Source organism: Candidatus Berkelbacteria bacterium (assembly GCA_016187225.1).
GTDB lineage: Bacteria > Patescibacteriota > UBA1384 > JACPKC01 > JACPKC01 > JACPKC01.
The window spans coordinates 1-16,955 of the sequence record JACPKC010000005.1; the positions used below are offsets into that span (position 1 = coordinate 1).

14 protein-coding genes and 1 other RNA gene are annotated in these 16,955 nt (G+C 48.2%); 8 read left to right on the forward strand and 7 right to left on the reverse strand.

The genetic code is table 11. The features are described 5' to 3' along the window. Window positions 1-32: 32 nt before the first annotated feature. Window positions 33-506, reverse strand: coding sequence for a hypothetical protein (locus HYW32_01120; GenBank protein ID MBI2589621.1), 474 nt, complete (start codon window positions 504-506; stop codon window positions 33-35). A gap of 72 nt (window positions 507-578) precedes the next feature. Next, entirely contained in the window at window positions 579-692 is a 114-nt protein-coding gene (locus HYW32_01125) for a hypothetical protein (protein ID MBI2589622.1), read from the reverse strand. 400 nt (window positions 693-1,092) lie between these two features. Here HYW32_01125 and HYW32_01130 point away from each other — a divergent pair, with 400 nt between their 5' ends. Next, window positions 1,093-1,422 (forward strand): hypothetical protein, encoded by a 330-nt coding sequence (locus tag HYW32_01130; protein MBI2589623.1) that lies wholly within the window; start codon window positions 1,093-1,095, stop codon window positions 1,420-1,422. Here the strand turns inward: HYW32_01130 and HYW32_01135 are convergent. The 3 genes from HYW32_01135 to HYW32_01145 all read right to left on the reverse strand — a co-directional run bounded on the left by HYW32_01135 (window position 1,400) and on the right by HYW32_01145 (window position 7,792). Beyond that, window positions 1,400-2,020: a class I SAM-dependent methyltransferase gene (locus HYW32_01135; protein MBI2589624.1), complete on the reverse strand. Its 621-nt coding sequence runs from the start codon at window positions 2,018-2,020 to the stop codon at window positions 1,400-1,402. The two genes, HYW32_01130 and HYW32_01135, sit on opposite strands and share 23 nt — an antisense overlap. 299 nt (window positions 2,021-2,319) lie before the next feature. After that, window positions 2,320-3,066 (reverse strand): PD-(D/E)XK nuclease family protein, encoded by a 747-nt coding sequence (locus HYW32_01140; GenBank protein MBI2589625.1) that lies wholly within the window; start codon window positions 3,064-3,066, stop codon window positions 2,320-2,322. 16 nt (window positions 3,067-3,082) lie between these two features. Next, a complete protein-coding gene (locus HYW32_01145; protein MBI2589626.1) occupies window positions 3,083-7,792 on the reverse strand; it encodes a DUF3320 domain-containing protein in 4,710 nt (1,569 codons plus the stop codon). 348 nt (window positions 7,793-8,140) lie between these two features. Between HYW32_01145 and HYW32_01150 the strand changes: the two genes are divergently transcribed. From HYW32_01150 to HYW32_01180, 7 genes are all read left to right on the forward strand, one after another. Continuing rightward, window positions 8,141-9,352, forward strand: a complete 1,212-nt coding sequence (locus tag HYW32_01150) for a hypothetical protein (protein MBI2589627.1) — start codon at window positions 8,141-8,143, stop codon at window positions 9,350-9,352. Window positions 9,353-10,035: 683 nt separating this feature from the next. Beyond that, window positions 10,036-10,536, forward strand: a complete 501-nt coding sequence (locus HYW32_01155; protein MBI2589628.1) for a hypothetical protein — start codon at window positions 10,036-10,038, stop codon at window positions 10,534-10,536. Window positions 10,537-10,816: 280 nt separating this feature from the next. Further along, window positions 10,817-12,991, forward strand: coding sequence for a DUF3631 domain-containing protein (locus tag HYW32_01160; GenBank protein MBI2589629.1), 2,175 nt, complete (start codon window positions 10,817-10,819; stop codon window positions 12,989-12,991). A 25-nt stretch (window positions 12,992-13,016) separates the two neighbouring features. Then, window positions 13,017-13,934 carry a hypothetical protein gene (locus HYW32_01165; GenBank protein MBI2589630.1) on the forward strand — a complete coding sequence of 306 codons (918 nt, stop codon included), beginning with the start codon at window positions 13,017-13,019 and terminating at the stop codon, window positions 13,932-13,934. Between the two features lie 20 nt (window positions 13,935-13,954). Then, window positions 13,955-14,128 (forward strand): hypothetical protein, encoded by a 174-nt coding sequence (locus HYW32_01170; GenBank protein MBI2589631.1) that lies wholly within the window; start codon window positions 13,955-13,957, stop codon window positions 14,126-14,128. 27 nt (window positions 14,129-14,155) lie between these two features. Further along, window positions 14,156-14,398 carry a helix-turn-helix domain-containing protein gene (locus tag HYW32_01175; GenBank protein MBI2589632.1) on the forward strand — a complete coding sequence of 81 codons (243 nt, stop codon included), beginning with the start codon at window positions 14,156-14,158 and terminating at the stop codon, window positions 14,396-14,398. Beyond that, window positions 14,395-15,954 (forward strand): recombinase family protein, encoded by a 1,560-nt coding sequence (locus tag HYW32_01180; protein MBI2589633.1) that lies wholly within the window; start codon window positions 14,395-14,397, stop codon window positions 15,952-15,954. Before HYW32_01175 ends, HYW32_01180 begins: the two co-directional genes overlap by 4 nt. Here HYW32_01180 and ssrA read toward each other — a convergent pair. Together ssrA and HYW32_01190 are read right to left on the reverse strand one after the other, a co-directional pair. After that, window positions 15,914-16,380: a transfer-messenger RNA gene (ssrA, locus tag HYW32_01185) on the reverse strand. The genes HYW32_01180 and ssrA overlap by 41 nt on opposite strands. Window positions 16,381-16,623: 243 nt before the next feature. Beyond that, complete coding sequence (locus tag HYW32_01190; protein MBI2589634.1) at window positions 16,624-16,914, reverse strand: hypothetical protein; 291 nt, start codon at window positions 16,912-16,914, stop codon at window positions 16,624-16,626. Between the last annotated feature and the right edge of the window lie 41 nt (window positions 16,915-16,955).

The following is a 16,955-nucleotide window of genomic DNA, read 5'->3' on the forward strand; positions in this document are numbered from 1 at the left end:
AAAGCCAACGGGAATGAAGCGACCATGAATGATCAGGATTGAATGAAGAGCTCCATCTGTTGCTGCGTGATGGGTCCTGGTCCGATTGTACCAATTTTTTTGGCGCTTTGGGGATCACTCCCGCGCACCTTCACGAGTGTTGACTGCGAGGAGACGCCGAACTGGTTCTCGAGCGCGGTTTCTATATCGTAGTTGGCGATAAAGCCGACGACGTTCGTATTGTTCGTGCTCTCGAATGCTGCGCGGATTCCCGGAGCGTTTTTGATGCAGATATCACACCAGGAGGCATGGAAGTCGATGATGACGTCCTTCCCGTCCGTAAGCGCCTGCGCATAAGCAGCGGGAGAGTACGTCTGGATGGTACCGGCACGGTAGAAACTCTCCACAACCTGTGCCTTTGGGGCAACAGGAGATGGGTTTGCAGATGGTCTCTGAGATATCGGGCCACCGCAGGCAGCGAGAAGGATGGCGCCAACCACCGTGGAAGAAATGAAGGAATATTTCATGGGAATAATTGGGAAAGTGGGGAAAGCATACGTGGATCCCCCCGTACATCAGTAGTCCAGGCTACAAGCCGTTCAGTGCAGGAGAACAATACGTCCCTGTGCATCCACATTGACATCTCCCTGCAACCGGAGCAGCTTTAACATCCGCGTCACGGTCACACGATTGAGACCAGTGAGTTCCGCAATCTTTTCGTGGGAAAGCGCAAGTGGCGCATCTTTGGAAAGGAGCGCGAAAGGATTGCGCTTCTTCCGACTGTAGTTTCAGCTTCTGCTCGTAGTCGTGGAGTCGCGACGAGAGTTTCTGTAGCAATCGAGTCAGAACTTCCGGATGCTTCGCAACAACTTTCTGAAAATCTCCAGGTGTCAGGATACATATGCGGCTTCCCTGCAGAGCTTCGGCATGGTGCGTCACGCTCTCCGCATTCGGCAGGAAGTTCCCAAAGAGGCTCCCAGGTCCGAGCACATCAAAAATGGTTCGTTTCCCATCGCGAGAGTGATATAGAACAACTTCTCCTTCCTTGAGCAGGAAAACATTACGGCTCAGTCCATCGTGCGGACTATAGAGATGCATGGGGGAGATACAGCGATGATCCTGCACCTTCTCGGCGATCCGCATGATCTCCATGTCGGGGATACCTCCGAAGATATCGATATGGGAGATGTACCAGGCTTTTTCCATGGCTCCATCGTAACATCTTCGGGCGACTGCATCCCAACATGTGTATTGCACAAGAAAAATTACAGACATGCTAATATGCTTTTTTGGCTCATAAGCCAATGGTTTACGATGGGCAAGGCCAAAGGGCCGAATCGAATGGTGGACATGCTGGGAAAAAGTTTACACCGCCTGGAGCAGCTGATTCTGGGGTGGGCGGAGCAGATCACCCTCCTTGCTACGCATTCCAAGGTTTGTTAGCTACTACTTGAATCCAATGAGTCTCCCCGGACGAAGCTCTCTTCTCGTACACAAGCTTCATACCCATGTCGGTCATATATTTTTTCAGCTCATCGAATGTGAAATAGCTAAAAAACCGTTCATATGCATACCCATAATCGTCTTCTTTCACAATCTTCTCCTCCTGATGATCAGGCCCCAACTCTTTAACTGCTATATACACGTAGCCGCCAGATTTGAGTGACGCAGTGATATGCTTCAAAACATTCGCGATTTCCTTCTTTGGAAAATGCAGCAAGACTGCCTGAGCAAAAATGCCATCGAACACATTCTCTAATCCTAAGGGCTCTTTGATATCTTTCACGAAAAATGTACCGGTCGGCACCTGTTCTCTTGCCAATGCGATCATTGCCTCAGAGAAATCTATGCCTGTCACACGGAAACCTTTTTGCACCAAATATTTCGCTTTCTCACCAGAACCGCATCCAACGTCCAATATGGATGCCCCGGGTTCCAAAAACGATAGATATGCATCGGTTCCATCCATCCACCAGGTATCCCCGCGATGGTCCTCCATCCAGTCTCTCGCAATTTTGTTATAGGTCGATTTGAGGTCCATTTATGGAGGGGAAAGAGAGAACTAGAGGAATGTTGGTTCAAATATAAGGGGTATCTGCGTCACACACGGATGCGACAAGGCGAACAAGTCTCGTTGCGTATTCCCGTGCTTCATCTTCGGGTAAATCCTCCCCCATCTCTTTCTTCCAGAGTTTCTGGAATTCTTTGATAGGGTCGCCGCGTAATTGCATCCTTCCCCTTATACCTATGGCAACACAGAAAATGAAATGCTTTCCAATGAAGAAATTCACCCCAACTCAACTCGAAGATTATGTGCATTCTTCCGTATCCTTGGCAATATCAAGCGCCGAGAGCTTTTGAAGCATCGGCACGATAGGCACACCAATCGCAACCCTCAGAGGACTTCGGAGCTTTCTTCTTACAGAGGCATGTATGAGCATCGATGACTGCCTGCTCTACCCAACTATCATCGCCTCTGTACGCAATGAGCTGCTCATCGAAGACGAGCTTGCCATCGAAGACATCTTTGCCGGTATCTGCATTCACGTACACGAAGTATCCCGTGTTATTCACCTTGAACCCATTCTGTCGTAGGAGCCACTGGTAAATCTCCATCTGCCGCTTGTACCCCTCTTTCCACGGTGTCCCGTCATTGAGGTCTATTTCCTTGGTGGTGCTGGTGGATTTGTAGTCTACAACGATCAATTCTTTCTTGGGATTCATCCAGATGTCATCCACCGCTCCCGTAACAAGAAGATTGGTAGGTTTGTGCAAATACTGCACGCCTTTGAAGTTCTCCCGCCATATGTCGATATTAGGATGCCGGAAGGGGACAGCGTTCACTTTGTACCTCTTCATGAGTGGATGCGGCTTGCCTGCGGCCCTACACACATCAAACTCCTTCTTGAGAAGCGTGTCCGTTGCAGTATTGAGGGTGAAAGCAGGACCCGAGACACGATCGACGCCCAGACGACGATCGAGGTAGAAACACCGTGGGCACTCCAGCAAACGCTCCAGACGTGTTCTACTGAGCTTGTAGGGCTCTTTGGAATGGGGGTCGAAGAGGTTACGAGTACGAGAAGACATTGGCAGCAGAATAGTGCTAAATCTCCGCGAGATGTAATAAAGGACCGTGTCTAACAATTAAGCCAGATGCAATCATTTCATCCATCAAATCTTTTACGCGGTCGCCTTCTTCGGGATCTACTCGGCTAATTCCAAATAAATGCTTAATACTTTGAACTGCATTGTCATAAGCCAGACCAAATTGATCTTTAATCAAAAAAATAACAGCGTTACTAATCTCAATTTTGCTGATTTGATCAAGGCGTCGCTCTACCCCATCTGCAGGAGTTCTGAAGGTCGAAAACTTTCTTCCCACATTATGAAGAAAACCTTTATCTTCTTTAATCTTTTCAATCTCCCCATCTTTTATGGCCAACCTAATGGCCAATTCGAAGTTAGTCTGAATATTTGATCCAGCACGCGCTACTCCAGCCAACTCCTTTACTCTTTCCAAAGCCAAATCGATATGAATAGGCCCTTCATCTTTAACGATACTTACAACAATATCTGAAAATTGATGCACTCTTTTGGAATCCATTACCACCTCTCTCTTGCATCTGGTTTTTGACTTTATATATTCGATTCCACAATGAGACTTTTTTGGAGGGACAGTCTTCAAAAGAGTCTCTTCCCCCAAATCTATTGCTGCACTCTCTGTTGTTTTTTTGGCTATTGTTTGGCCATTTATTGCGCGGCTCACATTTTCAACAAGAATACTGACAGCCATTTCTCGGTTTTTAAACCATTCTGTCGACCAAATCCGATGTAATTTCCATCCCATGCCCTGCAGAATTTCTTGCCTCAAAATATCTCTATCTCTTGCATACCGAGAGCTGTGATACGAAGCTCCGTCACATTCTATTCCAATAGCATAACCCGTAGAATTGTTCGGATCTCTTACAGCAAGATCGATTCTGAATGAACCCACTCCCACCTGAGGATCTACTTTAAACCCTCTCAGTTCCAATTCTCGACGAACAGAATCCTCAAAATCATTTGTCTCTTCTGCTAGTAGCTTTATGGGCTCTTTTCTTTCATTCAAGAAGCCGGTCTCGGCGTATTGTATGTAATTCTTAAGTCCAACGGGTCCCTTGCTCTCCGGATTAATGCCTACCAACTCGGATGATCTTACTGACGTGACCAAAATCGTTTTCCATTTAGCTCTTGTTACAAGCACGTTTAATCTTCGCCAACCTCCTGTTGTATTTAATGGACCAAAATTCAGTGACATCTTTCCATCTTGTGCCTTTCCATAACCTACGCTGATGATGATTACATCACGTTCATCTCCTTGTACGTTCTCCAGGGATTTAACAAAAAATGCTTCTGCCCTTTCAGGGTCCATTAGTGCTGTGAGATCTTTATGTGTTTGTAATTCTTCCTCAAGGGCATCTTCAATCGCTTCCTTCTGTGATGCATTGAAAGACACAACCCCAAGTGTCTTTTCTGGTTCAGATTTTAGTTGTTCTATGATCAGTTTAGCCACGTGTCGGGCCTCTTTTCTATTTATTCTGCTGCCCCCTCTGTCCCATACTCCATCCGGAACATATTCCAAAACTACCCCACTTTTTTTGAGATCAATGCTCGGCGATGGAAATGTGATCAAATGATTCTCGTAGTAGTAATGATTGGAGAAATTGATCAATCTTTCGTCCCGACTTCGATAGTGCCATTTTAAATCAGTCTCTTGGAAGAAGGGAACTGACGCCTTGCAATCATCAAGTAACGACTCAAGTTCTTCTATCTGTCCTTCCTCCCATTCATTCGAGTCGTCTTCGAGATTGGTTCTAAAGAACGAACTTGGAGGCAACTGATTAGAATCGCCAGCCACTACTACTTGTTTCGCTCTTAAAATGGAAGGTATTGTTTCAGGTGTTGGCAACTGAGAGGCTTCGTCGAAAATTACGAGATCAAAATGAAATGAGCCAGGCTTTAAAAAGGTGGATACCGAGAGAGGACTCATTAGAAAACATGGCTTAAGAGCTTGCAAAACCTGTGGGATTTCATTGAAAAGCACTCGTAGTGGCTTGAGTCGTTTCTTCTTTTCCATCTCTTTTCTCAAGATTCCAACACCACTAGAATTACCCACTCCAGTGTGAGCCCCTTTCACCTCTCTGGCATTTTGAGCCGGTACTGCGATGGTATTCAATAGATTGAGCCGCATGACTCTTTCATCCAGCAATTTGTATTTATGAATCAAATCAATTTGAGAACTTCCTGAAAATTCATTCAGAATTGGATTCGAATGGAGCATTGCACCTATCCAAAGAGAATAGAATCTTTTTCTGAATATTTCAGGGGCATTCAGAAGCTGTTCCTTATCTAATTTTTCCACGAAAGAGAGAATGGCACCATTTTTACAACGATCGATAATTCGAGAGATTGTCTGCCAATTACGAGCCTCAGACTGGCTAAAACCGGCAAGGACCTGTTTGGCCGAATGCTCTACATTAGTAAGCTGATCAGTATCTACCCTCGTCTTTGCGAGAAGACCATTGGGCCAATAAACCATCAACTGCTGCTGAACATCAATAATGTCCTGCTTTGAAGCTTTCAAAATATCTACTAGAGCTGAAAAGTTATTTGACGTCTCTGCGATGAATATAGGGCGTTCGACTAAAGACACTTTTGCTAAATCCAGCCATTTTTTGAAGGAAATGGCAGTTTCATATTTTCGTTGGATGTACACGAGCTTCTCAAAAATGTTTTCACTTACATCCAATTCATCCAAAGACAATTCCCCAACCTTCTTAGTAAATTCATCCTCAGAAGACAAGAATTCTTGGGAACAATCTTTTGCCTCATTTAGTAAAGAGGAATTGAGTTTGCCAATTTTGTCCAAGACAGTTTTACATCCCCTTTTGTCCTCTAGATAACGCAGGTTGATGCGCGAATACCAACTTGGATATTTCTGAAAGTGCTTTTTAAGAACTCCTAATACTTCCTGTGGAGTTCCAGAAGAAAAGGATTGAAATTTTCTAAGACACAATTCTTTCTTCTGAAAGATATTCTCACATTCAATGATTTCCTTAAGCTTATCATCAAGTTCTTTGAGGCTCTTTTTGTCCCAATTAGGTGGCAATTGATCGATTTTGGAAAGCGCTTCAAAAACCTCTATTGAAGCAAAGAGATCGAAAATTGATAAATCGATTACTTTGAACAAATTGGAGAATTTCCGTGTCTCGCTCATTGTAGCTTCACAAAAAGAGACCAATCTCTGTAAATGCTGCTCAAGGAGTTCCTGTGTTGACACATCAATGCCACCTGATTTCATCCCTCTAAGTGGATGGGAATCTCTTTTGCTAAAAAGAGCTGCATTATCACGAACTTCTCGAAGAAGATCTTCCGCATGATCTAAATCCTTTAATGATACTTGTAGGACATTAGTCCAGGGCAGGGGCGCCTTGGTCAGAGAAATACTATTGAGAGTTTCAAATCTGCCATAGGCATTAAATACACTTATCGATAGTTCGTTTTTCGTGTCATGTAGAGCTCTGACGTAATCATTCAGGGATCGTCTACTTTCGACCATCTTTGTAAGATCCTCGTTAAAGTTTTTTGCAATCTTTATATCATCATTTGACTCAAGTGATCGCTTTAGTTCATCAATTACCTTCTTTTTTCCTGATTTAACGCCATGTGCTTCCAGGCAATATTGACCCAAACCAATAGATTGCAGACGCGAATGCACAACATTCAATGCGGCCATTTTGGAGCTTACGAATAGAACCTTCTTTTTTTGGGCGAGCGCATTGGCGATAATGCCTGTTATAGTCTGGCTTTTACCTGTGCCTGGTGGGCCATGAATCACAACATTCACTCCTTTGGCGGCCAAAGTAATTGCTCTCAACTGACTCGAATCCGCTTGTACGACAGGGATTGGGATTTGATCCGGAGTCTGCATATCATCTAACTCATCATCGAGATTTACGCTTTCAACTACCTCTCCACCTAAATGAGCAATGGCTTGCACCAAAGTGCTGTTCCTCGCTTGTGCATCAAGTATCTTTAAATCTTGATAGATTGCGAGAGATTCAAAGCTAAAAATACCGAGCCAGGCGCGTTTGGTTACCTTCCAGCCATTTGCCTTCACCTGTTTTTCTATTGATTGAAGGAAAGAATCTATTTCATCGAAATCAAATTCCTCTGGGATTCCAGGCAGATCGATCTCCTCCCGTTCTTTTAAATAGTATCTGATTGCTGGATTCAAGATCACATCTTCGTCTGCCATAATCAAATCAAGCGCCTTACTTGCGCCATTATATTCAAATTCGCACGGAATCATTATTAACGGGCTTTCGGATTTTCCCATCATAGCATCTGACCATTCAAGACAACCCATTGCTAAATACAAAGTATTTACGCCACGTTCGGTTAGGGTAAGACGGGAGTTATCAAAAATTTTCCTAGTCTTACGTCTTAAGTCTCCAAGGTTTTGGCATATGAAATTTATGTCACCTTCATGGAATACGTATTCTTCATTATCAACACGGGGATCTTCATCTAACTGTAACTGAAGAGATTTTTTCGATTTTTTCTGGACAAAAGGAAGCTTTATAGACCCATTATCTGATAGTAAAACATTTGCTATCTGATTTAAATCCGCAGATTCAACTTCAAGCTTTGCAGCTCGCGATCGATTCAATCCTAGAAGCGGATTAGATTTTGAGACGTCAATAAGTCTTTCCTGCCATCTTTTTAGAATGGCCCCCAATTGTTCTGGAATGGATATTTTAACTTGTGGCATGATTTTCTAATAAGGAAATGGTCATCTGACCTGGTAAGTAGAGCAAGGCATCCAAGAAGAGACATCCGGCTCGGCTGTCCCAGAGTTAGCTGATCGAGGTTGCCCTCATCACAACGCTCTGACCGAGGCACGGATGCCTCTTTCTGCGTTGTTTGAGGGCGCTCCCCACTAAGGGGAGGCATATAACTCTGGGACGCCGAAATAGTAGCAGAGCTTCTGTTTGTGACTAGGTTTGGCTAGTGTAGTGCCTCCGATTTGCCTCGCCAATCTTTACAATGAAAACACGCTTCAGTAAGCCAAGTTGATTGTATAGTTATTTTGGAGGCACTACACTAGGATGAGGGCAGTATGAGCATGGTTAATCAGTTTGGTATCGTTATTGCCCTTGATGAGAATGAACCGCCGCTCCTCTTAGAAAGACTGATACCACATCAAACAATCATTGCGGATTTGGATGCAGTGGACGTGTATATTCTTGGAAGTACAGGCTGTCCGTTCTCTGAGAGGGCAGGACAGCATTCGCAAAAATTGAGGGCTATTACAATGGCAGCTATTTGTTTGAAAGAAGAGCGAGATAATCTAGAGAAGAAGAGCAGCGAGAGAATAATTTCCGCGTGGAGCGCTGGATCTCGACAGGAGGAGATCGGGGCGGAACTGAAAAAACTAGAATCGGAGTACAGCACCACTTACAGCAGTCTTGCCACCTTCTTAGACAAAATTTTTGAATGGCGACGAAGGAAAAATGAAAAACCCCTTACGAAGGAAGGCATCTTGAAAAAGATTACCGAGTTCACAGAAAAATTTCCCAGGTACGACGCTCCTCCGGAGGAGCACTATATCTATCAGGCACGTTTTCAGGAATTTATTACAAGAATAAGAAGTCAGATAGGTCTCACTAATGAGATCGAATCCCATACAGTTGCAGTTTTCGACTCTTCCTATATTTGTCCGGGTTATTCAAAAAATAACAAGCTATTTAGTGAAAAGACGAATATGTATGGCCAGCGGTATATGGGTATTCGGTTCTACATTCTGCCTTTATTAAAGAAGTATATTGAGGATTTTTTTGCGGAAAAGGAAAGTGATGTAATACGTTCCGATGTATCTACGACAAAGTCTGAGGACAGGAAGCCAATACTCTCGACCGAAGATGAACGGATGAATCCAGATGGCGAATGCATCCCCCTCGACACAAATATCTCCCTGCGTCATAAAGGTAAGCCTGTTGGCTTTCATTACGATGTTGGGAATGGTTGGTTCCTTGCAAGACTTTCACCATTACAAGTGCGAATCGTGCTACATCTTTACGATCTCTGTACAAGAAAGGGTCTCGATCGTGGCCAAAAGGTTTCTTTGTTGGCTCCAGCACTGCGTAATAGGAAGACGGAAGAAACCAGTACTAACCGTTCCATCAACACACACATACGCAATATCAACGTTGCCAGTACCACTCGCGGATTGCCCCCCATTATTGAGCACATCAGTAAAGACATTTGGGCGATCAATCAACGGTTCGATTGTGTTTGGCGTAAAAAGAAGAAAGAACAGTCACCAATGTAGTCACTAGTGACTCACTACTACCTGGTGACTTTGTATATTAGGGAACAAACCCATCACTTAATTAAGAGGACTTTTCTGCTGTCACAATCGCATTCCTGCTCAAACAGAAGAAGAAAACGCTTACCTGCATTCTCTCTTGAGAGAGAGCAAACCAATCTCTCCCATTGACGAAAACATGCAGTGAACAGGTTTATCGCCTCGCCTTTTTAAATTTCTCGGATGCGTATGGCGTTACTCCATGTTTCAGACATCGGCTTGGCAGCAGCGATCTTGTATGAAGACGGAAAACTACTCGGTGTAGATCGCTCGAAATCCCGTGTCGAGTTCATTTTTGAGAACACGCCAGAACTTCGAGAGGTGATACGAACGTACTGGAGTAACGAGCTTCGCTGCCCAGCACAGTCTCTTCTGCTTTCGTTCAAGAGAGCCAAACACATTCTCCATGACTACCAGTCCGTATGAAGACCATTCCACATCAGTTTCAATACTTGGCCCATATTGCCCGTCGATTCCCTCCCGAGGAAAAGCCCCCGTAGGCACAGGTAAAGACCGGCACGACATCAAGACAAACGTACCGTTCTTCCCCGAATCTCGTATGGAAAAGGCTACAGCACATTCTGCAGAAGGGCAAGGCAACAAGCCCCGAAGCCATCATATTTTTAACTCCTTTACCTCCCAAATTTATGGATGAATTCACCAAGATCGTCGAAGAAGTGTCCGACGATGGCTACGTCGACGCCGACCTTAAAGAGTATCCCCTGATTGACCAGGGATCGTACCCAGCAACATGCATTGAAGTACGTAAAGTGGACGATCCGTACAAGCAGGCAAAGCCTGGGAGCCAAGTGCTCAAGCTCCTTTTTGAGCTTGACGAAACGTATGAAGATGCTCAAGGAGAAACGAAAAAATTTCACTTGTACAGCAAGCCTTTCCGCTTTTTCTTCGGAGAAAAGGCCAGTCTGTACCAGTTGTGCCTGTCCCTCACGGGACAGCTCCCTGTTTTCTCTTTAGTGGCAACAGCGGAAGGACCGAAACGTCGGTTCAAGTATGACCAGTTTCTCCACATGAAATGCAACATTTTTGTGAAGCATCGCGCACACGAGGGGCGGATGTACGCAAACATCGTTGACTACGCTACGAACGCTGAACAACGAGCACACAACTGTTCCCTACTCCCAACATGAGGAACGACTTCTGTCGTCTGCGGCAGGTCCCCATTCTCCAGGTGGCACAGCACCTGGGGATGGACCTCGTGCGTTGCGGAACGGGGGTATGGGCTCTCCGGGACCCCGATCACCCAAGGGAACCCACCTCGCTCCGGATCTTTGAGAAAACAAACACGTTCAAACGTTTTTCTGGCATGGAGATTGGGGGAACCTCTGGTGGTTCCCCTATCGATCTCGTCATGCATATACAGGACTGCCCATTTCGGGAGGCAGTGGGATTCCTTTCCCTTCATTTCCCATGAGCACAGCACTTTCGGACCTTGTGGCACAACATGAGACATTTCATCGCGATCTTCCATCGGAGATCCGTGAATACCTCCACAACCGTGGCATTAGCGACGAGATCATTGAGAACCGCATGATCGGCTTTTGCTCATACAATAACCAGAAATGGATTACTCTTCCACAGCGCGACTCTTCCGGGAAATACCGAGAAATGGTCCTGCGCAAACCTCCGGGAGCACCGGCATCGCAGATCCGCTACAAAGTCCCCAAGGGTGGGAAGGCATGCCTCGTGAATGCTGATCGTCTCGCAAAGGAACCAACCACAGACATCGTCCTCGTCGAAGGTATTCTGGATGCCTATGCTGCCATTTCCGCCGGACTTCTGGCCATTTCGAGTTCCACGGGAGCGGGGACATTCCTGGACGAATGGATCACGCAGATTCCACAGGATCGTCGCCTGATTTTCTGTTTTGACTCCGACAAAGCGGGAAAAGAAAGTATGAACACACACCTGTTCCGATTTTCCCAAGCACGACCGGATCTTCATCTCTGGAAAATCGATCTACCAGAGATGGGTCCTGGGAAGAAGGATCTCACAGATTTCTTCCTCTCGAGTACCGCACAAGATCGGAAGGCTGCTCTTCTTGCTCTTGCTCAGCCCTACACTCCACCAAGTCCCACGGCATTCCTCATGGATCAATTCGGTGATGAAGGGTACGTGCCGATCCTCCCCACTCAGGCATTGCATGGTGGAGTGGGCTACTACGCCCTCACCCTCTTGAAAAAGGGGACACCCACCTCCGTCATGGTGACATCTTTCCGTGAAATGTTCCCATGCACGGGAGAAGAATTGACCAGGCGCAAGTTTCTTCCGATTCGTCTCCCTATGCCCGATGAGAAGTCTGTGCGATGGGAGCAGAAACAACTCTTTCAGTTCCTACAAAATGAGGGAGAAGTTCTGACTCTTAGCGACGCATTCCACTATGTGGAGGATACCTACCGCAAGTTCATCGACATCCCAGAGCAGCGTTTCTACGCGGTACTTTCGCTCTGGACCCTCGGTACGTACTTCTACCGCCTCTTCCCAGCCTACCCATACCTTCACGTGACCGGCCTCAAGGAAAGTGGAAAATCAAAGACCGTTCAGATAGCTGTGCTCCTTTCCTTCAATGGAGAACATGTCACGAGTTCTTCGTCATCTGCGTCGATCGTGCGACTCGTCGATGCCAATGGGGCGATGCTCGGGGTTGATGAAGCCGAGAACCTCTGGAATGGGAAGGACCAGAACAGTAAGGACATCCAAGACGTGCTCCGCAGCGGCTACAAAGTGGGTATTTGGGTGACGAAGTGTGAGGCGGACCCTACCACGGGCAACCACCGGGTCATCCGGCTTGACCCCTACTCTCCGAAAATCCTTTCCGGCATCGCGGGTCTCGAGGATGCCCTCTCCTCCCGGTGCATCGAGATCGTCATGCAGAAAACAACCAACAAGTCTCTCGCCAACAGCGAAGTAGACCCTTCCTCCAATGATTGGTCTGATCTGCGCGCGATCATCTACCCGGCAGCGCTCATGTCGTTCCCCCTTATTCATACGGCTATGCAAGAATTTGACCTACAGGAACTGTATTCCCGAGAGGCCGAACTCTGGCGTCCACTCCTCGTCGTTGCGCGGGTCGTAGACCCCAGTCTGAAGCTCTTCGGCGAGATCTTGTCCTTTGCCCTTGAACGACAGGCCAAGCGGAAAGAATCCGAAACAGACACGGATGCACCTCGCATCCTCAGTTGCATTCAAGATCTCATAGGTTCATTCCCGGAGAAGTGGTTAGCGACGGAAGAGCTCTTCGATGCGCTGAAAATGGAAGATGACTTTTCATGGCTGGGTGATGAGAAGAATAAGTCTCGACGCGGTAAATGGCTGAATGAGAAACTGAAAAGGCTCGGCCTCTGGGACGGACCTGGACAGCTCCGGAGTGTCGATGGGAAGAAGGCACGTGGGTACCTCCTGAAACAGGCAGCTCTCTCGGATGCATGCAAACGCTTCGGATTGACCTCCCCTCCTCCCCAGGAGAGTTCCCCTGTTACCGATCCACAGTTTCCGCATCAACATGCGACAAAAACGGTAACAGTGCAGACAGATTATCTGTTACCGGTTCCTCCGCAAAAGGAAGCCATTTTTACCAATCGGTAACAGCAGAACACTTCCCTACCATCCTATGACCTCCCCCAAGAAGATCATCACCAACCGTGAGAATGCCCAGAAGAGCACGGGTCCAAAGACCCCTGAGGGCAAGGAAGTCTCGAAGATGAACGCTCTCCAACATGGCATTTTGACGAGTCACCTGTTCATCCCGACCAGCGCAGACCCCACGGACTCCAAGGGGTTTGCTGCATTCCTAGAACTCTTCTTCGAGGAAATGCAGCCGGAGGGGATTCTGGAGACCCTCCTCGTGGACCGTCTCTTTGCAACCTTCTGGCGCTTGCGGCGTCTCCACATTGCGGAGACCGGCTTCATCCGGAAACAGGTGGACCCTCACTCCATGCAACAGGCCCTGGAGAAGATAGAAGAACACGGGAATGCCAGAAAAGATGTCGAAAACGGCTTCTTCCGCCGTATGCGTACGAGCCATGGGTGCTCCCTTCTGGCAGATCACTGGGGAGTCATTGCTAAAACAGTACAAGAGCGCGGTCTACCGCTCCCGGAAGGAATGGCTTACGCAGTGGATTGGGAGCTTGGCGGACGGTCTGGTTTTCACAAGGCGGAGAGTTTCAGTAATTTCAATTACATTGTCCTGAACAAGGGTGGGAATAAACCCCTGAGTGCAGATGATGAGAAGAAGTTCAACGAATATGCATTGGAGTGTGCGAAGGATCTCTACGGACTTTTCCGCAGTGTGGCGGAGGTCTTGGAGTTAGACGAGGAACACGTACAGAAGGCAGATTTACAGTCGAAGATGCTTCCACCACTTTCCGATCTCGAAAGACTCCAACGCTACGATGCACACCTGCAAAAAACTTTTCTGCAGACACTCCATGAGCTCCAGAGAATACAGGCAGTGCGTCTGGGGAGGCCCGCACCGCCCTCTGCGGCGCTGGATGTGACGCTAAACAGCGATGGTGGGTTCGTTCCGTAATTTTTTCGTATGCACTTGCCTTGTCTACTCCTCCCATCGACCCACAGGCCATTCCTCTCTCGGTTGAAGAATGTCGCCGCCTCCTCGATTGGAAGGACGCAAGCGATGAGGAAATTAAGGAGTTCCTCGCTGGACTTCGCACTTTCCTCGATCGCTTCCTCGATGATTATTTTCGGGATGAGCACATTTTGTAATTATTTCAATTTACTTCATATTACTTTATGATGCATTATCTACCTCTCTCCGATACCCGATTCGATGATCTCCCCTATCACATGACTATGCCCGTGACTCCCCAACGAGAGTTCTTCACACTCCAAGAAGTGGCTGACAAGCTCGGCTTTAACCGCATGACAGTCTACCGCTATGTCGTAAAAAAGAGACTGCCTTCCTATAAATTTGGTCGTCATTACCGCGTACGGAAAGATGATTTTGAGAACTTTATTGTCCACAACAAAGTATGAATACTCCAACGCGAACAAAGGCTGTCCTCTACTGCCGCGTATCCTCACAGCAGCAGAAAAAGGACGGGCATGGACTCGAATCGCAGGAGCATCGTGGTCGGCAGTATGCCGAGGGGCAACGCTACAAGGTGGTAGGCGTGTTCAAGGACGATATCACCGGGGGACGGGTGGATCGCCCCGGCATGGAGGGGATGCTGCAATTTCTGGAGGAGCATTCGACCCCGGAGGAGCCCATTGCTGTTGTTGTGGACGACATCAAGCGATGGGCGCGGGATGTGGAGGTGCACTTCTTGCTCCGCGCCGCCGTGGAAGCGCGGAATGGCGTTCTCGAAAGCCCGAACTTCAAGTTCGGCGACAGCCCCGAGGACAAGTTCAACGAGACAATCATGGCGGCTGCCGCAGAGTTGGAGCGCAATCAGAACAAGCGACAGGTGATCCAAAAGATGAAGGCACGACTGGAGAAGGGTTACTGGTGCTTCGATGAACCACCCGGATTCAGGTACATCAAGCACCCCGAGCACGGGAAGCTCCTCGCGATCGATGAACCGAAGGCGAGCATTATTCGGGAAGCGCTGGAGGGTTTCGCGTGCGGCAGGTTCCCGACCCGCGAGGAGATGCGGCGCTTCCTCGCTGAAAAGGGATTCACGCATCGGGGGAAGAGCGGTATCGTCTATGCGGAGCAGGTCACCCGCCTGCTCACGCGGGTCCTGTACGCAGGATGCGTCGAGTACAAGCCATGGAAGGTCAGCATCCGTAAAGGGCAACACCAAGGGCTCATCAGTATGGAGACTTTTATGCACATCCAAGAACGGCTGAAAGACAACGAACGAACGCTACAGCGGAAAGACATTCACGCGGATTTCCCGCTCCGTGGCTTCGTTCTTTGTAGTTCTTGTCGGCAGCCGATGACCGCAGGTTGGACACAGGGACGGAATCAGAAGTACCCGTACTATCGCTGCAAAACGAAGGGGTGCGCCCTGCACAACAAGAACATCCCCAAGAAGAAGATTGAAGGTGAATTCGAGCACCTGCTTTCGCAGGTCAAGCCGCGCAAGAACATCCTCGAAATCATCCGCATCGAGCTGCTTGCATTGTGGAACAAGAAGATCGGCGATGTGGAGGCGATCCGGCAGAAGCGCAACGCGCGTCTCGAAACGGTCAAGAAGGACATCAGGGAGTACTGCGACCTCATCAAGACAGCAAAAAGCCAGACCGTCCGTGGGACATACGAGGAACGGATCGAGGAGCTGGAAATGGAGCAGGTACGCCTCGGGGAGAACATCCAGAAGACCGAGGCCCGCAACTTCGAGTTTGAACCGGCACTCGACAAAGTGATCGAGTTCATCAAAGACCCCTTCCTCATGTGGAAGACGGGCGATCTCGCTCAGAAGAGGCTCGTCCTCCGTATGGTCTTCGACGAACTTCTCGTCTACGACCGTGAGAAAGGGTTTTACACCGCTACTTTTTCGCTTCCTGTAGAGCTTTCTTGCGTTCCTGAACTTGATCGAATGGAGATGGTGGAGATGCCGGGAATTGAACCCGGGTCCAACGTGTGAACGCGGTATCCGTACTGTCATGTCCGTTTCGCATCGCCCTGCCATAAGAACCGGACGAAGAACGGCAGGGAGGGTCGATGCTTGGTGACGACTCCCGTCGCATCGCGCCACGTCGCTCGAGAGCGACGGTGGCATGCGGGAATCCGCCTCGCGAATGGCATCACATCCCCGTAGCGAGGATCAGAGGAGTGATGTGTTCTCCGGAAAGGGAGAACTTAAGCGAATGCCGGCACGAGAGCAGGAGTCCGGTTAAAGACATCCATCTTCTCGAGGGCTTTCGCCATGACACTGTTTTTGGCAGTTGTCGTTTGCAACCGTGGGTTCGCCCCGCAGTAGTGCAAGCACACTACAGGGCATGGGAACCGTTGCCATCCCAGACAGAGACATCACGCATCCAGTATCACGCTGTCGAAGCCTTTCATCCCCGCGAAGTACAGCTCGCTACGCTCGCAGACTTCACGGCACCGCCATATTTACTATGAGCAGTGACGTACTTCGCACCATGTAGTGCCACGCTTGCCGTGCAGTCAACGAAGTTGTACTGCTACGGGAGCGTCTACTACTGTGGCTTTCTGATCGAACGTACTGAGTAGCGCCTATCATTGATGGAGCCGTTGCTGCCACAGAACTACCCATAGTGTACCACAAAATGTGGCTGCAGGAGACCTGCTACTTCCCCTGTCGTAACTGGCGCTTCTTCGAGAGCCCCTTGTTCGGCGCCGTCTTCACGTCGCGCGGGACTGTCACTTCCCTAACCTCCTTCTCCTCGCCCCCCACTTTTCCTTGGGCGTTCCGGTGGAATTCCTTGTGCCTCTTCACCATGTCCTGGTGAAATTTTTGATGGTCGAGCGTCACCTGCGCATCCGTCATGTTCCGGTGCTCCTGGTGCCACTTCAAGTGCAGCGCATTCTGTTCCCTATGCCAAGCATCGTGATCCCCCCGCGCACGTTCGGGGTCCATCTTCTTCCAGCAGAGCACCAATTCCTTCCCGCGCCCTTTAC